At 60.3% G+C, this 26,923-nt stretch carries 28 protein-coding genes; 18 read left to right on the top strand and 10 right to left on the bottom strand.

Annotated features, from left to right (window positions below):
• Genes PMI26_RS13015 through PMI26_RS13030 form a run of 4 tightly spaced genes read left to right on the top strand, consistent with a single transcriptional unit; the run spans window position 1 to window position 2,563 of the window.
• Window positions 1–435: a DUF4426 domain-containing protein gene (locus PMI26_RS13015; RefSeq protein WP_007975397.1), complete on the top strand. Its 435-nt coding sequence runs from the start codon at window positions 1–3 to the stop codon at window positions 433–435.
• Complete coding sequence (gene rdgB, locus PMI26_RS13020; RefSeq protein ID WP_007975395.1) at window positions 432–1,028, top strand: RdgB/HAM1 family non-canonical purine NTP pyrophosphatase; 597 nt, start codon at window positions 432–434, stop codon at window positions 1,026–1,028. Before PMI26_RS13015 ends, rdgB begins: the two co-directional genes overlap by 4 nt.
• The gene (gene hemW, locus PMI26_RS13025; RefSeq protein ID WP_007975394.1) at window positions 1,025–2,230 is read left to right on the top strand and encodes a radical SAM family heme chaperone HemW; all 1,206 of its coding nucleotides are present in this window, start codon (window positions 1,025–1,027) and stop codon (window positions 2,228–2,230) included. The genes rdgB and hemW overlap by 4 nt, the downstream gene beginning before the upstream one ends.
• Window positions 2,231–2,239: 9 nt before the next feature.
• On the top strand, window positions 2,240–2,563 hold the full coding sequence (locus tag PMI26_RS13030) for a DUF3392 domain-containing protein (protein WP_007975393.1): 324 nt from the start codon (window positions 2,240–2,242) through the stop codon (window positions 2,561–2,563).
• Window positions 2,564–2,694: 131 nt separating this feature from the next.
• Here PMI26_RS13030 and trmB read toward each other — a convergent pair whose 3' ends face one another.
• From trmB to PMI26_RS13050, 4 genes are all read right to left on the bottom strand, one after another.
• Entirely contained in the window at window positions 2,695–3,420 is a 726-nt protein-coding gene (gene trmB / locus PMI26_RS13035; RefSeq protein ID WP_007975392.1) for a tRNA (guanosine(46)-N7)-methyltransferase TrmB, read from the bottom strand.
• A 9-nt stretch (window positions 3,421–3,429) separates the two neighbouring features.
• Complete coding sequence (locus PMI26_RS13040; RefSeq protein ID WP_007975390.1) at window positions 3,430–4,224, bottom strand: thiazole synthase; 795 nt, start codon at window positions 4,222–4,224, stop codon at window positions 3,430–3,432.
• 60 nt (window positions 4,225–4,284) lie between these two features.
• Window positions 4,285–4,485: a sulfur carrier protein ThiS gene (thiS, locus tag PMI26_RS13045; protein ID WP_162130286.1), complete on the bottom strand. Its 201-nt coding sequence runs from the start codon at window positions 4,483–4,485 to the stop codon at window positions 4,285–4,287.
• Window positions 4,486–4,568: 83 nt separating this feature from the next.
• Window positions 4,569–4,937: a DUF423 domain-containing protein gene (locus tag PMI26_RS13050; RefSeq protein ID WP_007975388.1), complete on the bottom strand. Its 369-nt coding sequence runs from the start codon at window positions 4,935–4,937 to the stop codon at window positions 4,569–4,571.
• A gap of 74 nt (window positions 4,938–5,011) precedes the next feature.
• Here PMI26_RS13050 and mtgA point away from each other — a divergent pair, with 74 nt between their 5' ends.
• On the top strand, window positions 5,012–5,734 hold the full coding sequence (gene mtgA / locus PMI26_RS13055; protein ID WP_007975387.1) for a monofunctional biosynthetic peptidoglycan transglycosylase: 723 nt from the start codon (window positions 5,012–5,014) through the stop codon (window positions 5,732–5,734).
• 160 nt (window positions 5,735–5,894) lie between these two features.
• Here mtgA and rpoH read toward each other — a convergent pair whose 3' ends face one another.
• The 4 genes from rpoH to ftsY all read right to left on the bottom strand — a co-directional run bounded on the left by rpoH (window position 5,895) and on the right by ftsY (window position 10,089).
• Window positions 5,895–6,749, bottom strand: a complete 855-nt coding sequence (rpoH, locus tag PMI26_RS13060; RefSeq protein ID WP_007975386.1) for an RNA polymerase sigma factor RpoH — start codon at window positions 6,747–6,749, stop codon at window positions 5,895–5,897.
• Between the two features lie 120 nt (window positions 6,750–6,869).
• Complete coding sequence (gene ftsX / locus PMI26_RS13065) at window positions 6,870–7,892, bottom strand: permease-like cell division protein FtsX (RefSeq protein ID WP_007975385.1); 1,023 nt, start codon at window positions 7,890–7,892, stop codon at window positions 6,870–6,872.
• The gene (gene ftsE / locus PMI26_RS13070) at window positions 7,889–8,560 is read right to left on the bottom strand and encodes a cell division ATP-binding protein FtsE (RefSeq protein WP_007975383.1); all 672 of its coding nucleotides are present in this window, start codon (window positions 8,558–8,560) and stop codon (window positions 7,889–7,891) included. Before ftsE ends, ftsX begins: the two co-directional genes overlap by 4 nt.
• Window positions 8,557–10,089 carry a signal recognition particle-docking protein FtsY gene (gene ftsY, locus PMI26_RS13075; RefSeq protein WP_007975382.1) on the bottom strand — a complete coding sequence of 511 codons (1,533 nt, stop codon included), beginning with the start codon at window positions 10,087–10,089 and terminating at the stop codon, window positions 8,557–8,559. The genes ftsE and ftsY overlap by 4 nt, the downstream gene beginning before the upstream one ends.
• 343 nt (window positions 10,090–10,432) lie before the next feature.
• On the opposite strand from ftsY, the gene PMI26_RS13080 reads away from it, so the two are divergent.
• From PMI26_RS13080 to PMI26_RS13115, 8 genes are all read left to right on the top strand, one after another.
• On the top strand, window positions 10,433–11,788 hold the full coding sequence (locus tag PMI26_RS13080; protein WP_007975381.1) for a M16 family metallopeptidase: 1,356 nt from the start codon (window positions 10,433–10,435) through the stop codon (window positions 11,786–11,788).
• Complete coding sequence (locus PMI26_RS13085; protein WP_007975380.1) at window positions 11,781–13,271, top strand: M16 family metallopeptidase; 1,491 nt, start codon at window positions 11,781–11,783, stop codon at window positions 13,269–13,271. Before PMI26_RS13080 ends, PMI26_RS13085 begins: the two co-directional genes overlap by 8 nt.
• Window positions 13,271–13,879, top strand: a complete 609-nt coding sequence (rsmD, locus tag PMI26_RS13090) for a 16S rRNA (guanine(966)-N(2))-methyltransferase RsmD (RefSeq protein ID WP_007975379.1) — start codon at window positions 13,271–13,273, stop codon at window positions 13,877–13,879. Before PMI26_RS13085 ends, rsmD begins: the two co-directional genes overlap by 1 nt.
• A gap of 144 nt (window positions 13,880–14,023) precedes the next feature.
• Window positions 14,024–15,262: a M16 family metallopeptidase gene (locus tag PMI26_RS13095; RefSeq protein ID WP_007975378.1), complete on the top strand. Its 1,239-nt coding sequence runs from the start codon at window positions 14,024–14,026 to the stop codon at window positions 15,260–15,262.
• A gap of 169 nt (window positions 15,263–15,431) precedes the next feature.
• Window positions 15,432–16,778 (top strand): M16 family metallopeptidase, encoded by a 1,347-nt coding sequence (locus tag PMI26_RS13100; RefSeq protein WP_007975377.1) that lies wholly within the window; start codon window positions 15,432–15,434, stop codon window positions 16,776–16,778.
• The gene (locus PMI26_RS13105) at window positions 16,771–18,216 is read left to right on the top strand and encodes a M16 family metallopeptidase (RefSeq protein ID WP_007975376.1); all 1,446 of its coding nucleotides are present in this window, start codon (window positions 16,771–16,773) and stop codon (window positions 18,214–18,216) included. The genes PMI26_RS13100 and PMI26_RS13105 overlap by 8 nt, the downstream gene beginning before the upstream one ends.
• A gap of 97 nt (window positions 18,217–18,313) precedes the next feature.
• On the top strand, window positions 18,314–19,306 hold the full coding sequence (locus PMI26_RS13110; protein ID WP_007975375.1) for a hydrolase: 993 nt from the start codon (window positions 18,314–18,316) through the stop codon (window positions 19,304–19,306).
• Window positions 19,307–19,309: 3 nt separating this feature from the next.
• The gene (locus PMI26_RS13115) at window positions 19,310–20,149 is read left to right on the top strand and encodes an AraC family transcriptional regulator (RefSeq protein WP_007975374.1); all 840 of its coding nucleotides are present in this window, start codon (window positions 19,310–19,312) and stop codon (window positions 20,147–20,149) included.
• 130 nt (window positions 20,150–20,279) lie between these two features.
• Here the strand turns inward: PMI26_RS13115 and PMI26_RS13120 are convergent, their stop codons facing one another.
• Window positions 20,280–21,134 carry a sulfurtransferase gene (locus PMI26_RS13120; RefSeq protein ID WP_007975373.1) on the bottom strand — a complete coding sequence of 285 codons (855 nt, stop codon included), beginning with the start codon at window positions 21,132–21,134 and terminating at the stop codon, window positions 20,280–20,282.
• A gap of 34 nt (window positions 21,135–21,168) precedes the next feature.
• Window positions 21,169–21,840 carry a TetR/AcrR family transcriptional regulator gene (locus PMI26_RS13125; protein WP_007975372.1) on the bottom strand — a complete coding sequence of 224 codons (672 nt, stop codon included), beginning with the start codon at window positions 21,838–21,840 and terminating at the stop codon, window positions 21,169–21,171.
• Window positions 21,841–21,985: 145 nt separating this feature from the next.
• On the opposite strand from PMI26_RS13125, the gene PMI26_RS13130 reads away from it, so the two are divergent.
• From PMI26_RS13130 to PMI26_RS13150, 5 genes are all read left to right on the top strand, one after another.
• On the top strand, window positions 21,986–23,416 hold the full coding sequence (locus PMI26_RS13130; protein WP_007975371.1) for a coniferyl aldehyde dehydrogenase: 1,431 nt from the start codon (window positions 21,986–21,988) through the stop codon (window positions 23,414–23,416).
• Window positions 23,417–23,444: 28 nt separating this feature from the next.
• Window positions 23,445–23,990, top strand: coding sequence for a hypothetical protein (locus tag PMI26_RS13135; protein WP_007975370.1), 546 nt, complete (start codon window positions 23,445–23,447; stop codon window positions 23,988–23,990).
• Between the two features lie 156 nt (window positions 23,991–24,146).
• Window positions 24,147–25,742: a GMC family oxidoreductase gene (locus tag PMI26_RS13140; RefSeq protein WP_007975369.1), complete on the top strand. Its 1,596-nt coding sequence runs from the start codon at window positions 24,147–24,149 to the stop codon at window positions 25,740–25,742.
• 115 nt (window positions 25,743–25,857) lie between these two features.
• Complete coding sequence (gene coaD / locus PMI26_RS13145; RefSeq protein ID WP_007975368.1) at window positions 25,858–26,337, top strand: pantetheine-phosphate adenylyltransferase; 480 nt, start codon at window positions 25,858–25,860, stop codon at window positions 26,335–26,337.
• 206 nt (window positions 26,338–26,543) lie between these two features.
• Window positions 26,544–26,795 (top strand): YfhL family 4Fe-4S dicluster ferredoxin, encoded by a 252-nt coding sequence (locus tag PMI26_RS13150; protein WP_003195146.1) that lies wholly within the window; start codon window positions 26,544–26,546, stop codon window positions 26,793–26,795.
• Window positions 26,796–26,923: the final 128 nt, after the last annotated feature.

Raw genomic sequence — 26,923 nt, 5'->3', positions numbered from 1 at the left:
ATGGGTCGTCTTGCTTTGTTTCTACTCACTGCCTGCCTGAGCGTCACCGCCATGGGCGCCGAAGCCATCAAGGGCGAGCGCCAGGAAACCTTCGGCGACGTGACGGTGCACTACAACACCTTCAACTCCACCTACCTGACCCCGGACATTGCCAAGTCCGCCGAACTGATCCGCAGCAAGAACCAGGGCGTGATCAATATCTCGGTGCTCAAGGAAGGCAAGCCACTGATGGCCCAGGTGAGCGGTTCGGTCAAAGACCTGACCAGCCAGACGGTGCCACTGCAGTTCAAACAGATCACCGAACAAGGCGCGATCTACTACATCGCGCAATATCCGGTGGATCAGCAGGAAGTCCGCACCTTCGACATCAAGGTGCAGACCGGCGATAAAATCAACACCATCAATTTCAACCAAGAGCTCTTCCCTGGCCAATGATCAACTTCACGCAACTCGTATTGGCCAGCCATAACGCCGGCAAACTCAAGGAACTCCAGGCCATGCTCGGCGAGTCGGTGCATCTGCGCTCGATCGGCGAGTTCAGCAGCGTCGAACCTGAAGAAACCGGTCTGTCGTTCGTCGAGAACGCCATCCTCAAGGCCCGTAATGCCGCACGCATTTCCGGATTGCCGGCACTGGCCGACGATTCCGGGCTGGCCGTGGATTTCCTCGGCGGTGCGCCGGGTATCTACTCGGCGCGTTATGCCGACGGCAAGGGCGATGCGGCGAACAACGCCAAGCTCCTCGACGTGTTGAAAGACGTGCCTGAAGCCGAGCGTGGTGCGCAGTTCGTCTGCGTGCTGGCACTGGTACGTCACGCCGACGATCCGTTGCCGATCCTCTGCGAAGGTTTGTGGCACGGGCGAATCCTGACCCAGGCCAGCGGCGAACACGGTTTTGGCTACGACCCGCTGTTCTGGGTGCCGGAGCGCGATTGCTCCAGCGCCGAGTTGAGCCCTGCCGACAAGAACCAGATCAGCCACCGCGCCCGTGCAATGGATCTGCTGCGCCAGCGTCTGGGCTTGAAATGACCCGTGAATCATCCGCGTCGCCGCTGATCTTCGGCGGTGACGCTTCATCGCCTCGGGCGGCACTGCCTGTGCTGCCGCCCCTGGCGCTGTACATCCACATCCCGTGGTGTGTGCGCAAATGCCCTTATTGCGACTTCAACTCCCACACCGCCAGCCCTGTGCTGCCGGAGGAAGAGTATGTCGACGCGTTGCTGGCCGATCTCGACCAGGACCTGCACGCCGTCTATGGCCGTGAACTGAGCTCGATCTTCTTTGGTGGCGGCACGCCGAGCCTGTTCAGTGCCGATTCCCTGGGGCGCTTGCTCAAAGGCGTCGAACAACGCATCCCCTTTGCCAGCGACATCGAAATCACGCTGGAGGCCAATCCGGGGACGTTCGAGCAAGACAAGTTCGTGGCGTACCGGAAACTGGGGATCAATCGCCTGTCGATCGGCATCCAGAGTTTCCAGCAGGAAAAACTCCAGGCCCTGGGCCGGATTCACAACGGCGACGAAGCCGTACGCGCCGCCGGCATGGCGCGGCAGGCCGGCTTCGATAACTTCAACCTGGACTTGATGCATGGCTTGCCGAATCAGTCCCTGGACGATGCCTTGGCCGACCTGCGCACAGCCATCGCCCTGAAACCGACACACCTGTCGTGGTATCAACTGACCCTGGAACCGAACACGGTGTTCTGGAACCAGCCGCCGACACTGCCGGAAGACGACACGCTGTGGGACATCCAGGAGGCCGGGCAAGCGCTGCTGGCCGAACACGGTTACGCACAGTACGAAGTCTCGGCCTATGCCCTGCCCGGTCGCCCGGCGCGACACAACCTCAACTACTGGAGTTTTGGCGACTTCATCGGCATCGGTGCCGGTGCCCACGGCAAGCTCAGTCACCCGGACGGGCGCATTGTCCGCACCTGGAAAACCCGCCTGCCGAAGGACTACCTGAATCCGGCGAAAAGCTTCCGGGCCGGCGAGAAAGCGCTGGGCAACGATGAAATGCCGTTCGAATTCCTGATGAACGCGCTGCGCCTGACTGAAGGCGTAGAATCGCGGCTGTACCCTGAACGTACCGGCATGACCCTGGAAAGCCTTGCTGAAGGCCGACGTGAAGCCGAACAAAGCGGCCTGTTGCAGGTCGAACCGTCACGCCTGGTAGCCACGATGCGCGGACAACTCTTCCTCAACGACTTACTGCAGAAATTTCTGACATAAGGAAATCGAATGGATTTGGTACTCGACCTGCTTGCCACCGTGTCTCGCTGGAGCCGCAGCAACCTCTCGGAAATCGCCTTGGCCCTGGTGGGCTGCCTGCTGGTGCTGTTTGGTGCGGATTTCAAAGGCTGGGTCGAGCAGCGCCTGGGCAGCATCGCCGGCGCCTTGCGCGTGCCATTGATGGCCCTGCTGTGCATGATCGGCAGCGGCGCGGCGCTGATCTACGCCACGCCATGGGTCGTGCGCGGCTTGAGCCAGTTCAACAACTACAGCCTGGCGCCGGTGTTGTTGGTGGTGTTGGTGTTGATTGGCGTGGTCGCGGATCGCCGCTGATTTTTTGCGGAATACAAAACAACTGTGGGAGCGGGCTTGCTCGCGAAAGCGGTGTATCAGACAACATTAATGTCGACTGACACGACGCCTTCGCGAGCAAGCCCGCTCCCACAGTTTGCATTGGGTGATGCTTAAGACTGCTTCTCGAACTTCAAATCCCACACGCCATGCCCAAGACGTTCGCCACGGCGTTCGAACTTGGTGATCGGGCGCTCGGCCGGGCGCGGTACGCACTTGCCGTCTTCGGCCAGGTTGCGATAACCCGGGGCGACATTCATCACTTCCAGCATGTATTCGGCGTACGGTTCCCAGTCGGTGGCCATGTGCAGAATACCGCCGACCTTCAACTTGCTACGTACCAGTTCGGCGAAGGACGCCTGGACGATACGGCGCTTGTGGTGACGGCTCTTGTGCCACGGATCCGGGAAAAACAGCATCAGGCGATCAAGGCTGTTATCGGCCACGCAGCGGTTGAGCACTTCGATCGCATCGCAATCGTAGACCCGCAGGTTGGTAAGGCCCTGGGTCAGCACGCCATTGAGCAGCGCCCCGACACCCGGACGGTGCACTTCTACGCCGATGAAATCCTGGTCCGGCGCAGCCGCTGCCATTTCCAGCAACGAATGGCCCATGCCGAAACCGATTTCCAGCGAGCGCGGTGCCGAGCGACCGAACACCTGGTCGAAATCCACCGGCGCGTCGGCCAGCGGCAGCACGAACAGCGGCGTGCCCTGCTCCAGGCCTTTTTGCTGGCCTTCGGTCATGCGCCCGGCGCGCATCACGAAACTCTTGATGCGGCGGTGTTGGCGCTCGTCGCCTTCTTCCGTCTGGATTGGCGTGTCGTTCGATTCAGTCATCAATGGCTCTTACTTGATCAGACCATCCAGCGGCGAAGAGGCGCTGGCATAGAGTTTTTTCGGCATACGGCCGGCGAGGTAAGCCAGGCGGCCTGCGACGATCGCATGTTTCATGGCTTCAGCCATCATGACCGGCTGCTGGGCGTGGGCGATAGCCGAGTTCATCAGCACCGCATCACAACCCAATTCCATGGCGATGGTGGCGTCGGAAGCGGTACCGACGCCGGCATCCACCAGCACCGGAATTTTGGCTTCTTCGAGGATGATCTGCAGGTTGTACGGATTGCAGATCCCCAGACCCGAACCGATCAGACCGGCCAGCGGCATCACCGCGATACAGCCGATTTCCGCCAATTGCCGGGCGATGATCGGGTCATCACTGGTGTAGACCATCACGTCGAAGCCTTCCTTGACCAGCGTTTCGGCGGCCTTGAGGGTTTCGATCACGTTGGGGAACAGGGTTTTCTGATCGGCCAATACTTCCAGCTTCACCAGGTTGTGGCCGTCGAGCAGCTCACGGGCCAGGCGGCAGGTGCGCACAGCTTCGATGGCGTCGTAGCAGCCGGCGGTGTTCGGCAGGAAGGTGTAGCGATCCGGCGACAGCACTTCGAGCAGGTTCGGCTCGCCCTCGATCTGACCGAGGTTGGTGCGACGTACGGCGAAGGTGACGATCTCGGCACCCGAGGCTTCGATGGCCAGGCGGGTTTCTTCCATGTCACGGTACTTGCCGGTACCGACCAGCAAACGCGACTGGTAAGTACGACCGGCCAGGACGAAAGGCTTGTCGCTGCGAACGATGCTCATGGGAAATCCTCTGTAGGGGTGAGGTACTTGCAGAATTCTGTGGCCACTCGGCCGAGACTACTAGCCGCCGCCGATGGCGTGCACCACTTCGACGTTGTCGCCGTCGTTCAACCTGGTGTCTGCATGCTGGCTGCGCGGGACGATATCCAGATTGAGTTCGACCGCCACCCGGCGTCCGGTCAGGTCCAGACGGGTCAGCAGGGCCGCAACGGTTTCACCGTCGGGCAGTTCAAAGGATTCGCCGTTCAACTGAATGCGCATGCCGAATGCCGCCATCATTTTTTGGGGCAGGCATTCTAGCTTGATCATGACCTAAAGGTCAGCAACAAGCGTCAAGCGGTAGGCTACAAACGCCAGGCGGCCAGGCCCAGGCAAAACCAGCCAACCAGAAACGCCAGGCCACCGAACGGGGTGATGATGCCGAGCTTGCTGATGCCCGTCAGCGTCAACACATACAGACTGCCGGAGAACAGCAGGATACCGATGGCAAACGACGCGCAGGCCCAAGTGGCGAGTCGACCGGAAATTTGCGTGGCCAGCGCGGCGACACCGAGCAGCGCCAGGGCATGCACCAGTTGATAGGTGACGCCGGTGTGGAAGATCGCCAGGTACTCGGCGCTCAGGCGGTTCTTCAGCCCATGGGCGGCAAAGGCGCCAAGACCGACACCGGTGAAGCCGAAAAAAGCGGCCAGCATCAGAAAGCCACGCAGCATGCAGAACTCCAGTCAGTTTCGATCCAAAGGGTCTGTATAATGGCCCGCTCAACGGGTTCGGCCAAGCCATCTCTATGCTGCGTATCTATTTCCGTCATTTCTCCAAGGCCGTGCTCTGGTTCATGGGCGGCAGCGTATTGCTGGTGCTGATCTTTCGCGTGGTGCCGCCTCCGGGGACGACGCTGATGATCGAGCGCAAGATCGAATCCTGGATTGACGGCGAACCCATCGACCTGCAACGGACCTGGAAACCCTGGGACGAGATCTCCGATGACCTGAAAGTCGCGGTGATTGCCGGCGAAGACCAGAAATTCCCGGAGCACTGGGGCTTCGATATCGGCGCGATTCAGGCGGCGTTTGCCCATAACGAGCGCGGAGGTTCGATCCGCGGCGCCAGCACCCTCAGCCAGCAAGTCTCGAAAAACCTGTTCCTGTGGTCTGGCCGCAGCTGGCTGCGCAAAGGCCTGGAAGCCTGGTTCACCGGCCTGATCGAAGTATTCTGGCCCAAGCAGCGGATTCTTGAGGTGTACCTGAATAGCGTTGAGTGGGATGACGGGGTGTTTGGCGCAGAGGCTGCGGCACGGCATCATTTTGGGACCAGCGCGAAAAACCTCAGCCGACAGCAATCGAGCTTGCTGGCCGCCGTACTGCCAAACCCGCGGGTCTGGAGCGCAAGCCATCCGACTTCCTACGTTTCACGCCGGGCTGGCTGGATCAGGCAGCAGATGAGCCAGTTGGGCGGGGACAGTTACCTGGTGGGCCTGAACGATTCGCGCCGGGCGCCTTGGTCTCAATAACCGATCACAATTCTTTCAGGCCCTGAAAACCACTGTGGGAGCGGGCTTGCCCGCGATGACGGCCTGACATTCAACTTATGTATTGAATGTTCGGACCTCATCGCGAGCAAGCTCGCTCCCACAGGATCACTGCTCGGTTTTTTTACTGCCTGCCCGCCAGTTACGCAGCGATCGACAACTTGAGCTTGTTCATCGCGCTCTTCTCGAGCTGGCGAATACGCTCGGCCGACACGTTGTACTTCTGCGCCAGGTCGTGCAGCGTGGCTTTTTCTTCCGCCAGCCAGCGCTGGTAGAGAATGTCACGGCTACGGTCGTCCAGCACTTCCAGCGCTTCGTGCAGGTTGTGGTTGGAGTTGTCGCTCCAGTCGGCGTCTTCCAGTTGACGCGCCGGGTCGTACCGGTGGTCTTCCAGATAGTTGGCCGGCGACTGGAATGCACTGTCGTCGTCCGCTTCGGCAGCCGGGTCGAAGGCCATGTCATGGCCGGTCAGGCGGCTTTCCATCTCACGCACTTCCCGAGGCTCTACGCCCAGGCTTTCAGCGACGCGATGAACTTCCTCGTTATTCAACCAGGCCAGGCGTTTCTTCTGGCTGCGCAGGTTGAAGAACAGCTTGCGCTGGGCCTTGGTGGTCGCGACTTTCACGATGCGCCAGTTGCGCAGGATGAACTCGTGGATTTCCGCCTTGATCCAGTGCACGGCAAAGGACACCAGGCGCACGCCCATTTCCGGGTTGAAGCGTTTAACAGCCTTCATCAGGCCGACGTTGCCTTCCTGAATCAGGTCAGCCTGGGCCAGGCCGTAGCCGGAATAGCTACGGGCGATATGTACAACAAAACGCAGGTGGGCGAGCACCATCTGCCGAGCCGCCCCCAAATCCTGCTCATAATAGAGACTCTCGGCCAGTTCACGCTCCTGCTCCGGCGACAGCAATGGAATGCTGTTGACGGTGTGCACATAAGCCTCCAGGTTCGCACCCGGGACCAGAGCATATGCAGGTTGCAAAGAATTGGTCATACGAAAAAACCTCCGACTTACAAACTCGTGCAGTTCAGCACTGCGAAAATTGACCGGAAACCGAAAGACAAGTTCCCTAAAACCCATAAACGCTGAAAGGTCAATACGAGCAAAATGATACTACTTAGGCGCAAGCTCCCTCAGGTGGCGTGCGACTGCAATCCATGCACCGATATACCCCAACAGCACCGCGCCAAGCAAGAGAGACAGACCGTCGGCAACTGGCACTCCAGCCAGCGCAAAATCACTGCCGTACAAACCGGCCAGCCCTACCACCGCGTCGTTCAACCAATCAAGGCCGAACGCAAGCACGCCCCAGGACAGAATCCCCGCACCGAAGCCATACAGCGCACCCATATACAGAAAGGGCCTGCGGACATAGCTGTCAGTGCCGCCGACCAGTTTAATCACTTCTATCTCTGTGCGGCGGTTTTCAATATGAAGACGAATGGTATTGCCTATCACCAAAAGTAATGCAGAAACCAGAAGCACGGTCAGACCGAAGACAAAACGGTCACCCAGCTTGAGGATGGCTGCCAGACGCTCGACCCAGACTAAATCAAGTTGCGCCTGCTGTACCTTCGGCAGCTCGGATAGTTTTTGTCTTAATGCTTCAAGGGCCGGCTTGTCGACCTCGTTCGGCGTCACCAGGACCACGCCCGGCAGCGGGTTCTCCGGCAATTCCTTGAGCGCCTCGCCCAGCCCCGACTGTTGCTGGAACTCTTCCAGCGCCTGATCCCGGCCAACGTATTCGGCGTCGGCGACGCCCGGCATGCCCTTGATCTGATCGCGCAGCGATTCGCCTTCGGCCGGTTTGGCCTCAAGGTCCAGATACAGGGAAATCTGCGCCGCGCGTTGCCAGGAACCACCCAGACGCTCGACGTTACTAAGCAAAAGTGACAGCCCCATGGGCAAACTCAGGGCCACCGCCATCACCATGCAGGTGAAAAAACTGCCGATCGGCTGCTTGCCCAGGCGACGCAGGCTGTCGACCATGCTGGCGCGATGGCTTTCGATCCAGGCACGGAACAACGTGGCGAAGTCCGGCCCGTCGTCATCGTCGTGTTTTTTCTTTTGCGGCTGCGGATCGGCGGCTTTCGGGGCCACGCGCTCGGAAACCTTGGGGCTGCGTGTCGCACTCATACCGCGGCCTCCCCGTCACCGATCAATCGACCGCGTTGCAGCGTCAGCATGCGGTGGCGCATGCGGGCGATCAGGGCCAGGTCGTGACTGGCGATCAGCACGCTGGTACCCAGGCGATTGATGTCTTCGAACACACCCATGATCTCGGCGGCCAGACGCGGGTCGAGATTACCGGTCGGCTCATCCGCCAGCAGCAAGGCCGGGCGATGGACGATGGCGCGGGCGATGCCAACGCGCTGCTGCTGACCGGTGGACAGGTCGCCCGGGTACAGATCGGTTTTATCCGACAGCGCCACACGCTCCAGTGCCGAGTCCACGCGCTTGGCGATCTCGGCCTTGGACAGCCCCAGGATCTGCAAAGGCAACGCGACGTTATTGAACACCGTGCGATCGAACAACAACTGGTGGTTCTGGAACACCACGCCGATCTGCCGACGCAGGAAAGGAATCTGTGCGTTGCTGATGGTGCTCAGGTCTTGCCCGGCGAGCAGCAATTTGCCGCTGGTCGGACGCTCCATGGCCAGCAACAGCCGCAACAAGGTGCTTTTACCGGCACCGGAATGACCGGTGACAAACAGAAACTCGCCACGACGGACTCGAAAGCTCAGCTCATGCAAGCCGACGTGACCATTCGGGTAGCGCTTACCGACCTGTTCGAAACGAATCATGAACGCTCCCGCTCGGCAAACAATGCCTGGACAAAGGGTTCTGCTTCAAAGGTACGCAAATCGTCGATGCCTTCGCCGACGCCGATGTAGCGGATCGGCAGGCCGAATTGCTTGGCCAGGGCAAAAATCACCCCGCCCTTGGCGGTGCCGTCGAGCTTGGTCAGCGCCAGGCCCGTCAGTTCGACGGTCTGGTTGAATTGCTTGGCCTGGTTGATGGCGTTCTGGCCGGTGCCGGCGTCAAGCACCAGGAGCACTTCGTGAGGTGCGTCGGCGTCGAGCTTGCCGATCACGCGGCGAACCTTTTTCAGCTCTTCCATCAGGTTGTCTTTGGTGTGCAGGCGGCCGGCGGTGTCGGCGATCAGCACATCGATGCCACGGGCCTTGGCGGCCTGCACGGCGTCGAAGATCACCGAAGCCGAATCGGCGCCAGTATGCTGGGCGATCACCGGGATCTTGTTGCGCTCGCCCCAGACCTGCAACTGCTCTACCGCCGCCGCACGAAAGGTGTCGCCGGCGGCGAGCATGACTTTCTTGCCTTCCAGCTGCAGTTTCTTCGCCAGCTTGCCGATGGTGGTGGTCTTGCCGGCACCGTTGACGCCGACGACCAGAATCACGAACGGCTTGTTCTGCGAGGTGATCTTCAGCGGCTGCTCGACAGGTTTGAGCATCGCGGCCAGCTCGGCTTGCAGGGATTTGTACAGCGCGTCGGCGTCGGCCAGCTCCTTGCGCGCAACCTTCTGCGTCAGACGCTGAATGATCACCGAGGTGGCTTCGACACCGACGTCGGCGGTCAGCAAACGGGTTTCGAGGTCCTCGAGCAGCTCGTCATCAATAACCTTCTTGCCCAGGAACAGGCTGGCCATGCCTTCGCCGATACTGGCGCTGGTCTTGGACAGGCCCTGCTTGAGGCGGGCGAAGAAACCGGCTTTGGTTTCTTCGGTGCGTACGGGTTCTATCGGGGTTTCGACGGGCGTCGCGATCGGCGCAGGAATCGGAGCGGGTGCCGGTGCTTGAGCAACCGGAGCAACCGGAGCAACCGGAGCAACCGGAGCAACGAATACCGGAACCTCTGGCTGGCTGACAACGGGAACAGGCTCGGCCACGACGACCGGTTCAACCATCGCTTCGACAACAGGCGCGTGAACCGGCGTCGGCGTAAACGCTGCCGGGGCCGGAATCGGCGGGGTCACGTGGGGGGCCAGGTCATTTTCGACCAATGCCACGGGCTCTTCGGCTACCGGCAGGGTCAACCACGGTTCGGCCGTAGGGGCCAGCGGCTGTTCAGTGACGATTTCGCTGACGGGTTCGGGAGCGGCTTCAACCTTGGGTTGCAGCAACGGCTCGGCAACCGGCAGAACAACCGGCGCGGGCGCTTCTTCTATTACCGTGACCGGCGTCGGCGCGGGTTCAGGAATGGCTTGTGGCTGTTCGACGACGGGTTCCTGCGGCTTTTTGCGCAGCCATCCGAACAGGCTTTTTTTCTCGCCAGCCGCAGCTGGGGTCTTCTTGTCGTCGTTGGAACCAAACATGGAGGACGGCTATCTCACGGTAGCGGCGCGCCAATGGCGCCCCGGCAAATAAATAATCGATGCAGAACAGACTGTGTTTCACCCAGCTTGTTCACGCGCAACATTTTGTCGAGGTGCTCAATGGCACCTCACGGAATCGAATTCTCATTGGACTAAAGCAGCAAAATCGGCGAAAACGCGGAATTCAGTTGATAAATATCCACCTTCCGTCGCAAACCCATTCAACCTGATCAAGCATAAAGGCCTGATAGGCGTGGCCGCCGCTAAAACGGATCAGTATCCTAGCACCCTCTCGCCCGCTGACGCTAAGAACAAGCGGGCAGCCCCAAAGGTTTGAAAACGAATGAATGCTCTTGCCCGCCGCGCCGCAGGCCTGCTGCTCAGCACAGTTTGCCTGCCCCTTTCGGCCCTGGCTGCCGACCCGCAACCCACCCACGAATTCACTCTCGACAACGGCTTGAAGGTGGTCGTGCGCGAAGACCATCGCGCACCCGTTGTCGTTTCCCAGGTCTGGTACAAGGTCGGCTCCAGCTACGAGACGCCGGGCAATACCGGCCTGTCCCACGCTCTGGAACATATGATGTTCAAGGGCAGCGAGAAGGTCGGCCCCGGTGAAGCCTCGCTGATCCTGCGCGACCTCGGCGCCGAAGAAAACGCATTCACCAGCGACGACTTCACCGCGTACTACCAGGTGCTGGCCCGGGATCGCCTGGGCGTGGCCTTCGAACTGGAAGCCGACCGCATGGCCAGCCTGCGCCTGCCGGCCGACGAGTTCGCCAAGGAAATCGAGGTCATCAAGGAAGAACGTCGCCTGCGCACCGACGACAAGCCGATGTCCAAAGCCTATGAGCGCTTCAAGGCCATGGCTTACCCGGCCAGCGGCTATCACACGCCGACCATCGGCTGGATGGCCGATCTTGAGCGGATGAAGGTCGAAGAACTGCGCAACTGGTACCAGACCTGGTACGTGCCGAACAACGCCACGCTGGTGGTGGTCGGCGACGTGACACCGGACGAAGTCAAGGCTCTGGCCCAACGCTATTTCGGCCCGATCGCCAAGCGTGATGTACCGGCCGCGAAAAAGCCGCTGGAACTGGCCGAACCGGGCGAGCGCCAGATCACCCTGCATGTGCAAACCCAACTGCCCAGCCTGATGCTGGCCTTCAACGTGCCGAGCATTGCCACCGCCGAAGACAAGCGCCTCGTCAATGCCCTGCGCCTGATCTCGGCGCTGCTCGATGGCGGCTACAGCGGACGCATCCCGACGCAACTGGAGCGCGGAGAAGAACTGGTGTCCGGCGGCTCGTCGAGTTACGACGCCTACACCCGTGGCGACAGCCTGTTCACCCTGTCGGCATCGCCAAACACACAGAAACACAAGACCATCGCCCAGGCCGAAGCCGGATTGTGGAAGCTGCTCGATCAGTTGAAAACCACTGCGCCGACGGCCGAAGAGCTAGAACGGGTTCGCGCACAAGTCATCGCCGGCCTGGTCTACGAGCGCGACTCGATCACCAGCCAGGCCACCGCCATCGGCCAACTGGAAACCGTCGGCCTGTCGTGGCAACTGATGGACACCGAACTGGCCGACCTGGAAAGCGTGACCCCGGAAGATATCCAGAAAGCCGCCAAGCTGTATTTCACCCGCGAACGTCTCAGCGTCGCCCATGTACTGCCTCTGGAGACGACTCATGAGTGAGCGTAAACCCTCCCGCCTGGCCCTGATCGGGCTGATCGCTGCCGCTGTTATCGGCTCTGCCGCGTTCTATCTGTCGCGCTCCGGCGAAACCAGTGCCAGTGAAGCCCTGGACAAAGCCAAGGCCAGCCAGAAACTGCAATCGCTGACCGAACTCAACGGCAAGGCGCCGGACCACCGCAAGCTGGACGTGCAGACCTGGAACACCGCCGAAGGCACCAAGGTGCTGTTCGTCGAAGCCCATGAGCTGCCGATGTTCGACATGCGCCTGATCTTCGCCGCCGGCAGCAGCCAGGACGGCGATGCACCGGGCCTGGCGCTGCTGACCAACGCCATGCTCAACGAAGGCGTGGCTGGCAAGGACGTCGGCGCCATTGCCCAGGGCTTCGAAGGCCTGGGCGCCGATTTCGGCAATGGCGCTTACAAAGACATGGCAATCGCTTCACTGCGCAGCCTGAGTGCCAAGGACAAGCGCGAGCCGGCCCTGAAGCTGTTCGCCGAAGTCATCGGCAAGCCGACCTTCCCGGCCGACTCACTGCTGCGCATCAAGAACCAGATGCTCGCCGGTTTCGAATACCAGAAACAGAACCCCGGCAAGCTGGCGAGCCTGGAACTGATGAACCGCTTGTACGGTGATCACCCGTACGCGCATTCCAGCGACGGCACGGCGAATAGCGTACCGGCGATCACTCAGGCACAACTGCGTGCTTTCCACGAGAAAGCCTACGCAGCGGGCAACGTGGTGATCGCGCTGGTCGGCGACCTGTCCCGCGTGGAAGCCGAAGCAATTGCCGAGCAGGTTTCCGCCGCCCTGCCCAAAGGTCCGGCGCTGCCAAAAATCGCGCAGCCGACTGAGCCGAAGGCGAGCATCGGCCACATAGAGTTCCCGTCCAAGCAAACCAACCTGTTGCTCGCGCAGTTGGGCATCGATCGCGACGATCCGGACTACGCGGCGTTGTCCATGGGTAACCAGATTCTCGGTGGCGGCGGTTTCGGCACCCGGTTGATGAGCGAAGTGCGCGAGAAGCGTGGCCTGACTTACGGCGTGTATTCGGGCTTTACCCCGATGCAGGTGCGCGGCCCGTTCATGATCAACCTGCAGACCCGCGCAGAGATGAGCGAAGGCACCCTGAAACTGGTGCAGGACGTCCTGGCCGACTACCTTGAAACCGGCCCGACCGAAAAGGAACTCGACGACGCCAAGCGCGAACTGGCCGGCAGTTTCCCGCTGTCCACCGCCAGCAACGCCGATATCGTCGGCCAACTGGGCGCCATCGGTTTCTACAACCTGCCGCTGAGCCACCTGGAAGAATTCATGCAGCAGTCCCAGGCCTTGACCGTCGAACAGGTCAAAGCCGCCATGAACAAACACCTGGGCACGGACAAAATGGTCATCGTCAGCGCTGGCCCGACCGTGCCGCAAAAGCCGTTACCGGCCCCTACTGATAAACCTTCCGAGCAGCCGCTCGGGGTTCCGGAGCATTAATGGCCAGTCCCAAGAAACCCGCCAAAAACGTCCATAACGGCGTGAACCAGCTGCGCATCATCGGTGGCGAATGGCGCAGCCGCAAACTGAGCTTCCCCGACGCCCCGGGCCTGCGCCCGACGCCGGACCGCGTACGTGAAACCCTGTTCAACTGGCTCGCGCCGTACGTGCCGGGCGCCAAGGTGCTCGACCCGTTCACCGGCAGCGGCGCGCTGTTCCTCGAAGCCCTGTCCCGTGGCGCGGCCATGGGCCAGGCGCTGGACGCCAGCAGCATCGCGGTGTCCAGCCTGAAGGAGCACTTGGGCACCCTGCGGTGCACCAACGGCCAGGTCCAGACCGCCGACGCCCTGCGCTATCTTGAAACCCAGACCGCAACGGCCTATGACCTGGTGTTCCTCGACCCGCCGTTCAACCAGAACCTGCTGCCCGCCGTTTGCAAGTTGCTCGAAGAGCGTCAATGGCTGGCCGAAGATGCCTGGGTGTACACCGAAAGCGAATCCGCGCCGTCGACCCTGGGCCTGCCGGACAATTGGCGCCTGCACCGGGAGCAGAAATCCGGGCGGGTTTATTACTCGCTTTGGCAGCGCAACGCTGTCCTGTCCGCATAGCCAACTTCGGGTGGGCATCCACTCACCCGATTACTCCGCAAACATTGTAATTAGAAATATATTTACGCTAGATAGATTTATTACTTGCGAGCCATCTTAGGCGGGCGAAATAACTCGCGTAACCGCAAATGGACTTGCAAACCTATGCAACTAAAATACCCCACCACACCAACAAAAGAACTCACTCTCGACAATGGGTTGAAAATCATTACCGGCGAAATAAGTCAAGCTACCGATGCTTACATCGATCTCGTTTACAAAGTCAGCCGCTGTAACGAATTACCGGAAAACGCAGATATAAACATCATCCTTTCCAGCTTATTACTTAATGACAACGAATATATACCAAGCCCCGACGGAAAGGAGCTTACCTCATTTCACCTTGATGACTTCACAAGCTACAGGCAGCGTGTACGCCTTGCCGATTTAGACGTAGCCTTCAGCCAACTCGCAACCATGATGTCCGCACCAAAAATGACCGAAGCAACTTTACAGAAAGTCATTAAACGGAAGAATAGCCATCGGGCCGCGCGGGATATTTTTATATCCAACTACCTCACCCCCCAGGAAGTCACCGAACTACTTTACCCTTTCAGCGGCTACTCCAACAATCCAGACGGCACTCCAACCAGCCTGTCACGCCTTGATCTCGATCAGTTACAGCAATGGCATCAACGATGGTATATGCCCAACAATGCAACGCTGATCGTTGTTGGGAATGTAAGCGCCGACAATATTTTCTCTTTGGCAGAACAACATTTCTCCGCGATCCCACACAAACCTCTTGAAGACTTCAAGTACGACAAAGAAGCTGCCGAACCGGGCAAGCGACACATCGAAGTGCGCAAAGACACTAAAGAGCCTCTAGCGATCATGGCGTTCAATCTGCCTGACTTCGATTTTTTAAAAGATAATCCTAACGCTCTTGGCGCCCTGGATATCATCGTGGAGCTTCTGAACAACTACTTCCGGCTTATGCCCGGCGGATCTGGCGCTGCGCGGAAAATCCTCAACCAAAATTCGGGTATTTTTTTCTTAAGCGTCAAGGCTCAATCGGCAGATCAGACTCCAAGTCAATTAGAAAGCGGATTGCGCACTTATCTCAATGAGCTGAAGCGAAATCCAATCGATGCACAAAGCTTGGAGCACGCTCGTGAAAACATACTTACACGATGGGCCGGATGGGAGCACAACCCTTCGGCTTTGCCCTACCTCCTCACCACCTATCACTATGCAAAACTCCCTCTGGATAGTAGGGCGCAACGATACCAAGCGCTGCTGAACATCACGCCCATGGACATTCAGAATTTCGCCAACACATACTTTACAGAACAGCGAATGACAACAGCCCACATCTTTCCAATGGCGGGCTCACCGGAATAATTCTGTTGCTAATTTTTTAAATCCTGCTGTTGAAAGACGAACAGAAAACCAAGGGGCTGCCGAACCGCAGCCGCTTGGGGAGTGCACTACATAGTTACCGCCTGACACCTTTCCGGATGATCCACAGTGGTTTGCGCAAATACCTGCAAACCACTGAGGATGTACACGGATGAACATCTCCCGCAACACGCTGGTGCTGTCCTTTATCGCCTGGTTGCCGCTCATGGCTGCCGCGACTTCACCCCCTGCAACACAAGACTTTTTGCTGGATAACGGTCTCAAGGTCGTCGTGCGCGAGGACCACCGGTCCCCCATCGTCACCGTCCAACTCTGGATCAAGGTCGGCTCAAGCTACGAACTGCCCGGTCAGTCGGGCTTGTCCCACGCCCTCGAACACATGGTGTACAAGGGCAGCAGCAAAGCCTGCGCCGGAGAGTTCGCGGCGATACTGGACAAACTGGGGGCCAGCCAAAACGCCTTTACCGGCACCGACTTCACAGTCTTTCACCAGACACTGTCTTCCGGACGCGCCGGCGTCGCTTTCGAAATACTCGCCGACCTGATGAGCACGGCCGAGCTGGATGCACAGGACTTTACGCCGGAACTCAAGGTCATTCAGGAAGAGCGTCGGATGCGTGTTGATGATGAAATCACCACTTCGGCTCACGAACGACTGAACAGCATTGCCTACCCGACCAGCGGCTACCGCACCTCGACAATTGGCTGGATGCACGACCTGCGACGAATGAACGCCGTGCAATTGCAGCAGTGGTATCAGGCCTGGTACTCGCCGGACAATGCGACGCTGGTGGTCGTTGGCGATGTTGCACCTGAGCGGATCAAGGCCCTGGCACAGCAGTACTTCGGCCACCTCGAGCGACGCGCAACACCTGCAGCGCCTGTACCCGTCGAGCTGGCTTCAGCCGGTGAACGGTCACTGACCCTGCATGCACCGATAACATCCCCACGCCTGATCATGAGCTTCAACGCGCCCAGCCTGGCCACGGCCCTGGATCGTCGGACCGCCCATGCCCTGCGCCTGCTCGATATGTTACTGGCCGGATCCGGTAGCGCGCGGATCAAACAGCAACTGCAATTGGGCGAGGCAATATTCACTGAGGCCCAATCAGAGTACGACGCCTTCAAACGAGGTGACTCGTTACTGACCATCAGCACACAGCTCAACCCGGACAAGCTCACTGACACAGACGAAGCCCTCGCCCGTCTGTGGCAAGTGATCGAATCACTGAAGAGCAAAGCACCGGAACCGGCAGAACTGGAGCGTGCGAAAAACCTCCTGATCGCGAACACGGTTTATGCGCAGGACGATCTGGAAGGGCAGGCCAACACCTTGGGCCTGCTGGACACCATCGGCCTCGACTGGCGGCTGGCCGATCAGGATACGGATGAGCTGAACAAGGTCACCCCCCTGGATATTCAACAGGTCGCAAAGACTTACCTGACGCGTGAGCGCCTCAGTACCGCGAAAATCTTGCCGGAGAAAAACAATGGATAAGTTCAAAGGCCTCATCAATGGATTGATCATGGCGGGCATGCTGTTGAGTACTCAGGTCCATGCCGCTGCAACCACGGCACCCCAGAAGCCAGGGCTGCAATCACTCAATGAACCACAGACTCCGGCTATCCACCGCACGCTGTCGATCAAGGGCTACAAAACTCACAGCGGGACCAAGATCCTGTTCATCCGCACGCCTGGCCTGCCGATGTTCGACGCTCTGGTGAGCTTTGCTGCCGGCAGCGCCCACACCCCCCATCAACCCGGCCTGGCAGCGGTGACCTTAAGCCTTTTGAATGAGGGCGTGGCAGGCAAGGACGTCAATGCCATACAGGCGACGTTCGATAATCTGGGTGCAAGGATGGGCATGGGTATCGGCAAGGACCAGGCCTGGTTTTCCCTGCGCAGCCTGAGTGACGAAACACGGCGTACTCCAGCCTTGGAACTGTTTGCCCAGGTACTCGGCAAACCGCTGTTGCCGGAGGCATCCCTGTCAGGGGTGAAATCCCAACTGCAGTACTTTCTGGACCTCGAGGATCAGTCCCATGCCACTCAAGCCCGACAAGTGAACCTCGGCCAACTGTTTCCCGACCACGGTTATGCTCAGTCCCTCTACGGCACCCGGGCCGGGCTTGCCTCCATCACCCGCACTCAGGCGCAAGACTTTCATCGCGAGGCTTATGCCGCAGGCAATGCCCAGATCACACTGGTCGGCGACCTCACCGAGGAAGAAGCCCAGCGCATCGGTGCGCAGATATCCGCGGCCTTGCCCCCGGGGCCCGCCACTGCCGCGATCCAGCCCGTGACAAGTCCAACGGACCCGAGTCTGCTGCGCGTTGAGCGACCATCGGCCCAGGCTTACCTGCGCCTTGCCCAGCCAAGTGTCCTGCGCAGCAGTCCGGACTACGACGCGCTGCAGATGGCCATGCGGGTTTTCACCAACCGACTGAGCAATGAACTCCGTGAACGCCGAGGCCTGACCTACCACGTTGAAGCCGGCCTCTCAGCCCTTCAGGCACAAGGGTTGCTGACCATTAGATTGCAGGCCCCACCCGAGCAGGTCGATGCCGTGCTGGCCCATATCAAGACGATGTTCAGCGACTTCCTGGCCCAAGGGCCGACACAAGAGGAACTTGACGACAGCCAGCAGCAACTGGCCGGTAGCGCACCGTTGAACAGCGCTACCAATGCGCAGATTTTGAGCCAGTTGTACGCCATCAGTACCCACAATCTGCCGCTGGACCTCGACTTCTCCACGCAAGCCGCCTTGAAGCTGAACCTCGCATCCATCAAAACCGCGCTCAACCGGCATTACCACGCCGACCAATGGCGCGTTGTCATCCTGGGGCCGAAGGCAGATCAACAACCGCTACCCGCTCCAATCGAAAGCGCAACCAACGCCATGTGTCGCGCACCTGACGAGATTGTGGCAAGTTAGTTACCTCCGACGTCGCGGTCGCGGCGCTGTCCCGCCGCGCCTTCGGACAGCCCCATGAGCACTTTCTCCGAGAATCACTGTGCACCCGCACCCCGCAATGGCCCACTCACCGTTCACTCCAGCCTTCGGCCTCGGCAATCCGCACTTGCAAACCTTGTGGGGGCCGCTGTGGCGTAAAACCGTGCACATTGGCCGTGAACGCGAACGCCTGTGGCTTGAAGATGGCGACTTTCTCGATCTGGACTGGCACGGTCCGCACAGCGCCGACGCGCCTTTGGTGCTGGTGCTGCACGGGCTCACCGGGTCCTCGAACTCACCTTATGTCGCTGGCCTGCAAAAAACCCTGGGTGACCGGGGCTGGGCCAGCGTCGCGCTGAACTGGCGCGGTTGCTCGGGCGAACCCAATCTGCTGCCACGCAGCTACCATTCCGGTGCCAGTGAAGACCTGGCCGAAGCGATCAGACACTTGCGGGCCAAACGACCTCTCGCCCCCCTGTATGCGGTGGGTTACTCCCTCGGGGGTAATGTTCTGCTCAAGCATCTGGGCGAAACCGGCAGCGACAGCGGCGTGACGGCCGCCGTGGCGGTATCGGTGCCATTCCGGCTGGACCAGTGCGCCGACCGCATCGGCCAGGGTTTCTCCAAGGTTTACCAGGCACATTTCATGCGCGAGATGGTCGCCTACATCAAGAACAAACAGCGACAGTTCCAGCACGACGGGCGCGAGGATGGGCTGGCTGCACTGGCTGCGCTTGGCTCGCTGGAAAACATGCGCACGTTCTGGGATTTCGATGGCCGTGTCACCGCGCCACTGCATGGGTTCGCCGATGCCGAGGATTACTATCGCCGCGCATCAAGTCGCTACTTCCTCGGCGAGATTCGTACGCCGACCTTGGTGATTCAGGCCGCCGACGATCCGTTCGTGTTTCCCCACAGCCTGCCGCACGCCGATGAGTTATCCGCATCCACGCAATTCGAGCTGCAAGCCAAGGGCGGGCATGTCGGCTTCGTCGACGGCACGCTCAGGCAACCGGGTTACTACCTTGAACGGCGCATCCCCGAGTGGCTGGCCGCCACGGGGCGCGCTTGAATCATGGACGCTGACCAGGGCGAGTCAATCCACTTCTGGCAAACCCCGCCCCTGGCCGGGGTCGAGTTGTTGTCCGCCCGCTACATCGATCATCGTTTCGCCCCGCACGTGCATGACGGCTATGTGATCGGCATGATCATGGCCGGCGCCCAGCGGTATCGCTATCGCGGTGCCGAACACCTCGCGGGGAGCGGCACGCTGGTGCTGATCAACCCCGACGAATTGCACACCGGCCACAAAGGCACCGAGGATGGCTGGCTTTACCGGGCGTTTTATCCGGACAGCGGGCAGATAACCTCGCTGTTGGCCGAACTCGAACTGCCGACCCACCACCTGCCGGCTTTCGGTGCCACGCTGTATCGCGACCAGGATCTGGTGAACGGCTTCTGCCAACTCCATCGCTTGCTGGAAAGCCCCGCCACCGCCTTGCAGCAACAAACGGTCTGGCGCGAACTGGTGCTGTCGCTATTGCAGCGTCACGCGGCGGTGCCCGATGCCGGTAAACCCGGCAAGGAACACCGGGCCGTGAGCCTGGCCAAGGAGTTGCTGCACGCGCAACTGGCAGCGCCGCCCTCACTGGAGACGTTGGCGGCGGCGGTCAACCTCTCGCCCTTCCATTTCGCCCGGGTGTTCCGCCGGGCCACCGGCATGCCGCCGCACACCTGGTTGATGCAACAGCGCATCGCCCGGGCGCGGGCGTTGCTGCAGAGTGGTTGTCTGCCGCTGGAAGTCGCCATGCAACTGGGGTTTGCCGACCAGAGCCACCTGAGTCGGCAGTTCAAGCAGGTGTATGGGGTTGGACCGGGGGCGTATCGCAGTGCAAAACGGGGACTCGAGGCTTAACTAGATCTCACAAACACCATCCATCCCTGTGGGAGCGAGCTTGCTCGCGATGGCGGCTTACAATCAGCATCAATATTGAATGTGATGGCCCCATCGCGAGCAAGCTCGCTCCCACAAGGTTTCGTGGTGCTCATTCGCCGGTGGCAACGCCCCGCGTCGGCTCGTTGATCCATTCGCTCCACGACCCCGCATACAACGAGCCAAGTGGATAACCGGCCAGACACAACGCAAACAGGTTGTGGCACGCCGTCACGCCGGAACCGCAGTACGCCACCAGATCCTTCGGCGAACGATCGCCCAGTTTTGCGGCAAAGCGCTGCTTGAGCTGATCGGCCGGCAGAAAACACCCGTCACTGCCCAGATTGTCGGTAAACGCCGCACATTGAGCGCCGGGAATGTGCCCGGCAATCGGATCGATCGGTTCCACTTCCCCCTTGAAACGCGGCTGTGCGCGGGCATCGAGCAGGGTCAGTTCCGGCCGGGAGAGGCGCTTTTGCAGCCGTTCGGCACTGATCAGCAATGCCGTGTCAGGACTGCCGGTGAAGGATCCACGAGTGATCGCCGGCGCATCCAGGCTCAGCGGCAAACCGGCCGCGTGCCAGGCCTTGAGACCACCATCGAGGATAAATACACCGTCGCGTTTGCCCAACCAGGCCAGCAACCACCAGGCCCGCGCCGCATAGGCCCCCGGACCGTCGTCGTACAGAACCACTTCGCTATCGGCGTTGATGCCCCAGGCCTGCAGGCGCTCGATCAGTTGCGCCGGCTCGGGCAGCGGATGGCGCCCGGTCACGCCCTTGACCACCACGCCACTCAGATCTCGCTCGAGGTCGGCGTAGCTCGCACCGGCGATGTGCCCCTCGGCATAGCTGCGCTGACCGTAATCCGGGTCTTCAAGGGCAAAACGACAATCCAGAATCACCAGCCCCGGCTGGTCCTTTTTCAGGTCCAGTGCTTGCGGGCTGATCAGTTGCGCAATGGGCATAACGGGCTCCTGTGATTTTTATCAGACGTCGATCCTACGACACTTCCTCGAGCGCTTGGGCCAGGGGCACGTAAAACTCTTCGAACAAGGCCTTGACCGCATCGCGGGACTGATCCGTGACGAACCCGGCTTCCAGCACCAGCACCTGATAAACCCCGCGTTTAATGGCCTGTTCGCTCAAGTGGCTGGAGTTCTCCCGCGTGGTGCACAGGAAGCGCACCCAGGACGTGAGGATGATCCAGGCATTGAGCGTCAGGGATTCGATCTGCACTTTGTCCATCTCCAGGATACCGGCGGCGACAAAACCTTCGTAGATCGCCGCCCCCTGGATCAGGCAACGCTGGGAGAAACGTCGATAGCGGTCGGCGAGGTCCGGATCGCTGTCGAGCAAATGTTCGAGATCGCGATGCAGAAAGCGGTAGCGCCACATCGCCGACAGCAGCTCCTTGAGGTAGAAGCGTTTGTCTTCCACCGTGGCGGCGCGGCCCTGGGGCGGGCGCAGGAAGCTGTCCACCAGGCTTTCGTACTCGCTGAACAGCACGGCGATGATCGCCTGCTTGTTAGGGAAGTGGTAGTACAGGTTGCCCGGGGAAATTTCCATATGGGCAGCAATGTGGTTGGTACTGATGCTGCGCTCGCCCTGCTGGTTGAACAGCTCCAGGCTGTTCTGCACGATGCGCTCGCTGGTTTTGATCCGTGGGGCCATGGCTTGAGCTTAAATTCAGAGTGCGTTGACGGGCATCTTAGATCTATCCGCGAGCGGATAAAACAAAGCTGTTCCAGGATGTCATTTGACTTTTTAGAGCATAGACTCTAAAAAGTACTTCATTACAATAAATCCGGAGCCGACCATGACTGCTGACATTTCCTACCTGCAAAACCTACAGCAGCCGCTGGAAGAGCTTCAGGCCCTGTTCGACGCCCAGCGTGCTGCCTACGCCGCCAACCCGATGCCACCCGCCGCGCAGCGCCAGCAATGGCTCAAGGCCCTGAAGGATTTATTGAACAGCGAACGCCAGGCCTTGATCGACGCGATCAGCCAGGACTTCAGCCATCGCAGCGCCGATGAAACCCTGGTTGCCGAACTGATGCCCAGCCTGCACGGTATCCATTACGCCAGCAAACGCCTCAAGGGCTGGATGCGAGCTTCGCGGCGCAAGGTCGGTGTCGCTTTCCAGCCCGCCTCTGCCAAAGTCGTTTACCAACCGCTGGGCGTGGTCGGGGTCATCGTGCCGTGGAACTACCCGCTGTACCTGGCAATCGGTCCGTTGGTCGGCGCGCTGTCGGCGGGCAACCGGGTGATGCTCAAGCTCAGTGAGTCGACCCCCGCGACCGGCCTGCTGATGAAGCAACTGCTGGCGCGTATCTTCCCCGAAGACCTGGTGTGCGTGGTCCTTGGCGAGGCAGACATTGGCGTGGCGTTTTCACGTCTGCCGTTCGATCACCTGCTGTTCACCGGCGCCACCAGCATCGGCAAACACGTGATGCGCGCCGCTGCGGAAAACCTGACCCCGGTGACCCTTGAGCTGGGCGGCAAGTCCCCGGCCATCGTTTCCCGCGATGTACCGCTCAAGGACGCCGCCGAACGCATCGCCTTCGGCAAGACCCTGAACGCCGGCCAGACCTGCGTGGCCCCGGACTATGTGCTGGTGCCGGAGGATCGCGTGGGAGGTTTCGTCGAAGCCTACCGCTCTGCCGTCCGCGGGTTTTATCCGACGCTGGCCGACAACCCGGACTACACCGCGATCATCAATGAGCGACAACTGGCGCGCCTCAACGGCTACATCAGCGACGCCACCAGCAAGGGTGCGTTGCTGATGCCGCTGTTCGACCAAGGCCAGGGCCGCCGCATGAGCCATAGCCTGCTGCTCAATGTCACTGACGAGATGACGGTGATGCAGGACGAAATCTTCGGGCCGCTGCTGCCGATCGTGCCGTACAAGGATCTGGACCAGGCCTTTGCCTACATCAATCAACGCCCGCGCCCACTGGCGCTGTACTACTTCGGCTATGACAAGCGCGAACAACAGCGCGTGCTGCACGAAACCCACTCCGGCGGCGTGTGCCTGAACGACACACTGCTGCACGTCGCCCAGGACGACATGCCGTTCGGCGGCATCGGTGCCTCGGGCATGGGTCACTACCATGGCCATGAAGGCTTCCTGACCTTCAGCAAGGCCAAGGGTGTCTTGATCAAGCAGCGGTTCAACGCGGCGAAACTGATTTACCCGCCGTATGGCAAATCGATCCAGAAGCTGATCCAGAAGCTGTTCATCCGCTAACGATCATCACCGCCGGGAAATAACAAGAATGAATCCCAGTCTGTCCGATACACCCGCGCTGTCACGGCGCGGGTTGCTTAAATTCAGCCTCGGCGCCAGCGCCTTTCTCGCCACTGCCGGGTTGGGCGCCAGCCTCAGCGGCTGTTCGGCGAGCGTCCCGGCCAGTGGCTTCGTCACGCTGCGCAGCGGCGACCTGCTGTTCTTGCGAGCGTTGATTCCGGTCATGCTCAATGGCGCCGTGACCTCCGAACGGATGCCCGAGGCTGTCGAAGGCACACTTGAAAGCCTGGATTACAACCTCGCGCATCTGTCGCCGGAAATGCTCAAACTGACCCGCCAACTGTTCGATGTGCTGGGCATGGCCGTCACCCGCGGACCGTTGACCGGAATCTGGGGCAGCTGGGAAAACGCCAGCGCCGACGATATCCGGCAATTCCTCGATCGTTGGGAAAACAGCTCGTTGAGCCTGTTGCGCATGGGCCACAGCTCTTTGCTGCAACTGGTGATGATGGCCTGGTACGGCCGCAAGGAATCGTGGGCGCATTGCGGGTATCCCGGGCCGCCAACCGTTTGAGACCGTGGCGACCCCATCGCGAGCAAGCTCGCTCCCACAAGGTTGAGGTGGCTGCACCTTTTGTGAACGACTTGATCCTGTGGGAGCGGGCTTGCTCGCGAAGGCGTCAGTCTTATCACCACAGCACCTGAACCATAATAAAAAGAGAACCCGAAGATGCCCGTACCCGATCCGTTTCGCGAAGGCATGGCCCGAGGCTGGAAAACCTACAACGGCTCACAACTGACCCAGGACCTGACACTCGAAGCAGACGTGGCGATCATCGGCAGCGGTGCCGGCGGCGGCACCACCGCCGAAATCCTCAGCGCGGCCGGTTACAAAGTGCTGCTGATCGAGGAAGGCCCGCTCAAGACCAGCAGCGACTTCAAGCTGCTTGAAGACCAGGCCTACAGCAGCCTCTATCAGGAAGGCATCGGCCGCATGAGCAAGGATGGCGCAATCACCATCCTCCAGGGTCGGGCGGTGGGCGGCACCACGCTGATCAACTGGACCTCCAGTTTCCGCACCCCGGAGCCGACCCTCGAACACTGGGCCAAAGAGCACAACGTCAAGGGTCACAGCCCGGCGGAAATGGCGCCATGGTTCGAGAAAATGGAGCAGCGCCTGGGCGTCGCGCCTTGGATGGTGCCACCCAACGCCAACAATGATGTGATCCGCAAGGGCTGCCAGGAACTGGGTTACAGCTGGCACGTCATCCCGCGCAACGTTCGCGGCTGCTGGAACCTCGGTTACTGCGGCATGGGCTGCCCGACCAACGCCAAGCAATCGATGATGGTCACCACCATTCCGGCGACCCTGGAAAAAGGCGGCGAGCTGCTTTACCTGGCCCGCGCCGAAAAACTCACGATCAGCGGCGACAAGATCACCGGCCTGCACTGTTCGGCGATGGATGAACGCTGCGTCGCACCAACCGGGCGCACCATCACGGTCAAGGCGCGGCATTTCGTGCTGGCCGGTGGCGGCATCAACAGCCCGGCCTTGCTGATGCGCTCCGGGGCACCCGACCCGCACAAGCGCCTGGGCAAACGTACGTTCCTGCACCCGGTGAACATGTCCGCCGCGTTGTTCGACGAACTCGTCAACCCGTTCTACGGCGCGCCGCAGTCGATCTATTCCGACCATTTCCAGTGGCAGGACGGCACCACGGGCAAGATGTCCTTCAAACTGGAGGTCCCGCCATTGCATCCGGCGCTGGCCGCCACCTTGCTCGGCGGTTTCGGTCAGGAGAATTCGCAACACATGGCCAATCTGCCCCATACCCACGCCATGCTGGCGTTGCTGCGGGACGGCTTTCACCCGGACAGCCCCGGTGGCAGCGTCGAATTGCGCAGCGACGACACGCCGGTGCTGGATTACCAGCTCTCGCCTTACGCCTGGGATGGCTTGCGCCGGGCATTCCACAGCATGGCCGAGATCCAGTTTGCCGGTGGCGCCAGGGCCGTCATGCCGATGCACGCCGACGCCCGTTACGTTAAGACCCTCGCCGAAGCCCGTACGCTGATCGATGGCCTGAGCCTGGAGCTGTATCGCACGCGCCTGGGCAGTGCCCATGTGATGGGCGGCTGCGCCATGGGTGAAGACCCGACAAACGCAGTGACCGACAGCCTCGGTCGACACCATCAGTTGGGCAATCTGTCGATCCACGACGGCTCGCTGTTCCCCACCAGCATTGGCGCCAATCCGCAATTGTCGGTCTACGGACTGACGGCACAACTGGCGACTTCCCTGGCCGAGCGTTTAAAAAACCCATGAAAATGACGATTATTCCCATCGTCTATAGTGCTTTCTTACCCAACAGGCGACTTGGCCGACCGGGAAGGCTGCGATACCATCCGACTCCCCAACGGATTCCCGCCAGGACGACGCGATGAACCGAGTGTTGTACCCAGGTACCTTCGACCCTATTACCAAGGGCCATGGCGATCTGGTCGAACGCGCCTCGCGCCTGTTCGATCACGTGATCATCGCCGTCGCCGCCAGCCCGAAGAAAAACCCGCTGTTTCCTCTGGAACAACGGGTGGAACTGGCACGCGAGGTCACTAAACATCTGCCGAACGTAGAAGTCGTCGGTTTCTCGACGCTGCTGGCGCATTTCGCCAAAGAGCAGAATGCCAACGTGTTCCTGCGTGGTTTGCGCGCGGTGTCGGACTTCGAATACGAATTCCAGCTGGCCAATATGAACCGCCAACTGGCGCCGGATGTGGAAAGCCTGTTCCTGACCCCGTCCGAGCGTTATTCGTTCATTTCCTCGACGCTGGTCCGTGAAATTGCGGCCCTGGGTGGCGATATCACCAAGTTCGTACACCCTGCGGTGGCGGACGCCCTGACCGAGCGCTTCAAGAAATAACCCCGCAATACTGTAGGAGCGAGCCTGCTCGCGATGGACGTCAACGATAACGCGGGAAACCTGACACCCCGCGGTGTTCTCGGCTTCATCGCCAGCAGGCTGGCTCCTACAGTGCGTCGCACCTGCGTGCAACACGGGCGCCAATGCGGCACAATTACACGCATTGGTTTATTGCGCCCGGGCCTGCCGCCCCGGCTGGAGTTAGCATGTCCCTGATCATCACCGACGATTGCATCAACTGCGACGTCTGCGAACCCGAGTGCCCGAACGCCGCCATTTCCCAGGGCGAAGAGATCTACGTGATCGACCCGAACCTGTGCACCCAGTGTGTCGGCCACTACGACGAACCGCAGTGCCAGCAGGTCTGCCCGGTGGATTGCATTCCACTGGACGAAGCCCATCCGGAGACTGAAGAACAGTTGATGGAGAAATATCGGAAGATTACCGGTAAGGCTTGATTTTCAGGCTTTCAGCGCTCTTTCGGGCCTCTTCGCGAGCAAGCCCGCTCCCACAGGGGACCTGCGCCGTACACAAATCCCCTGTGGGAGCGGGCTTGCTCGCGAAAAGCGGTGTGTCAGTCAACATT

The organism is Pseudomonas sp. GM33, from assembly GCF_000282295.1.
Classification (GTDB): domain Bacteria; phylum Pseudomonadota; class Gammaproteobacteria; order Pseudomonadales; family Pseudomonadaceae; genus Aquipseudomonas; species Aquipseudomonas laurylsulfatiphila.
Note: the sequence above shows the minus strand (reverse complement) of the source record. Positions and strands in the feature narration are given on the sequence as shown.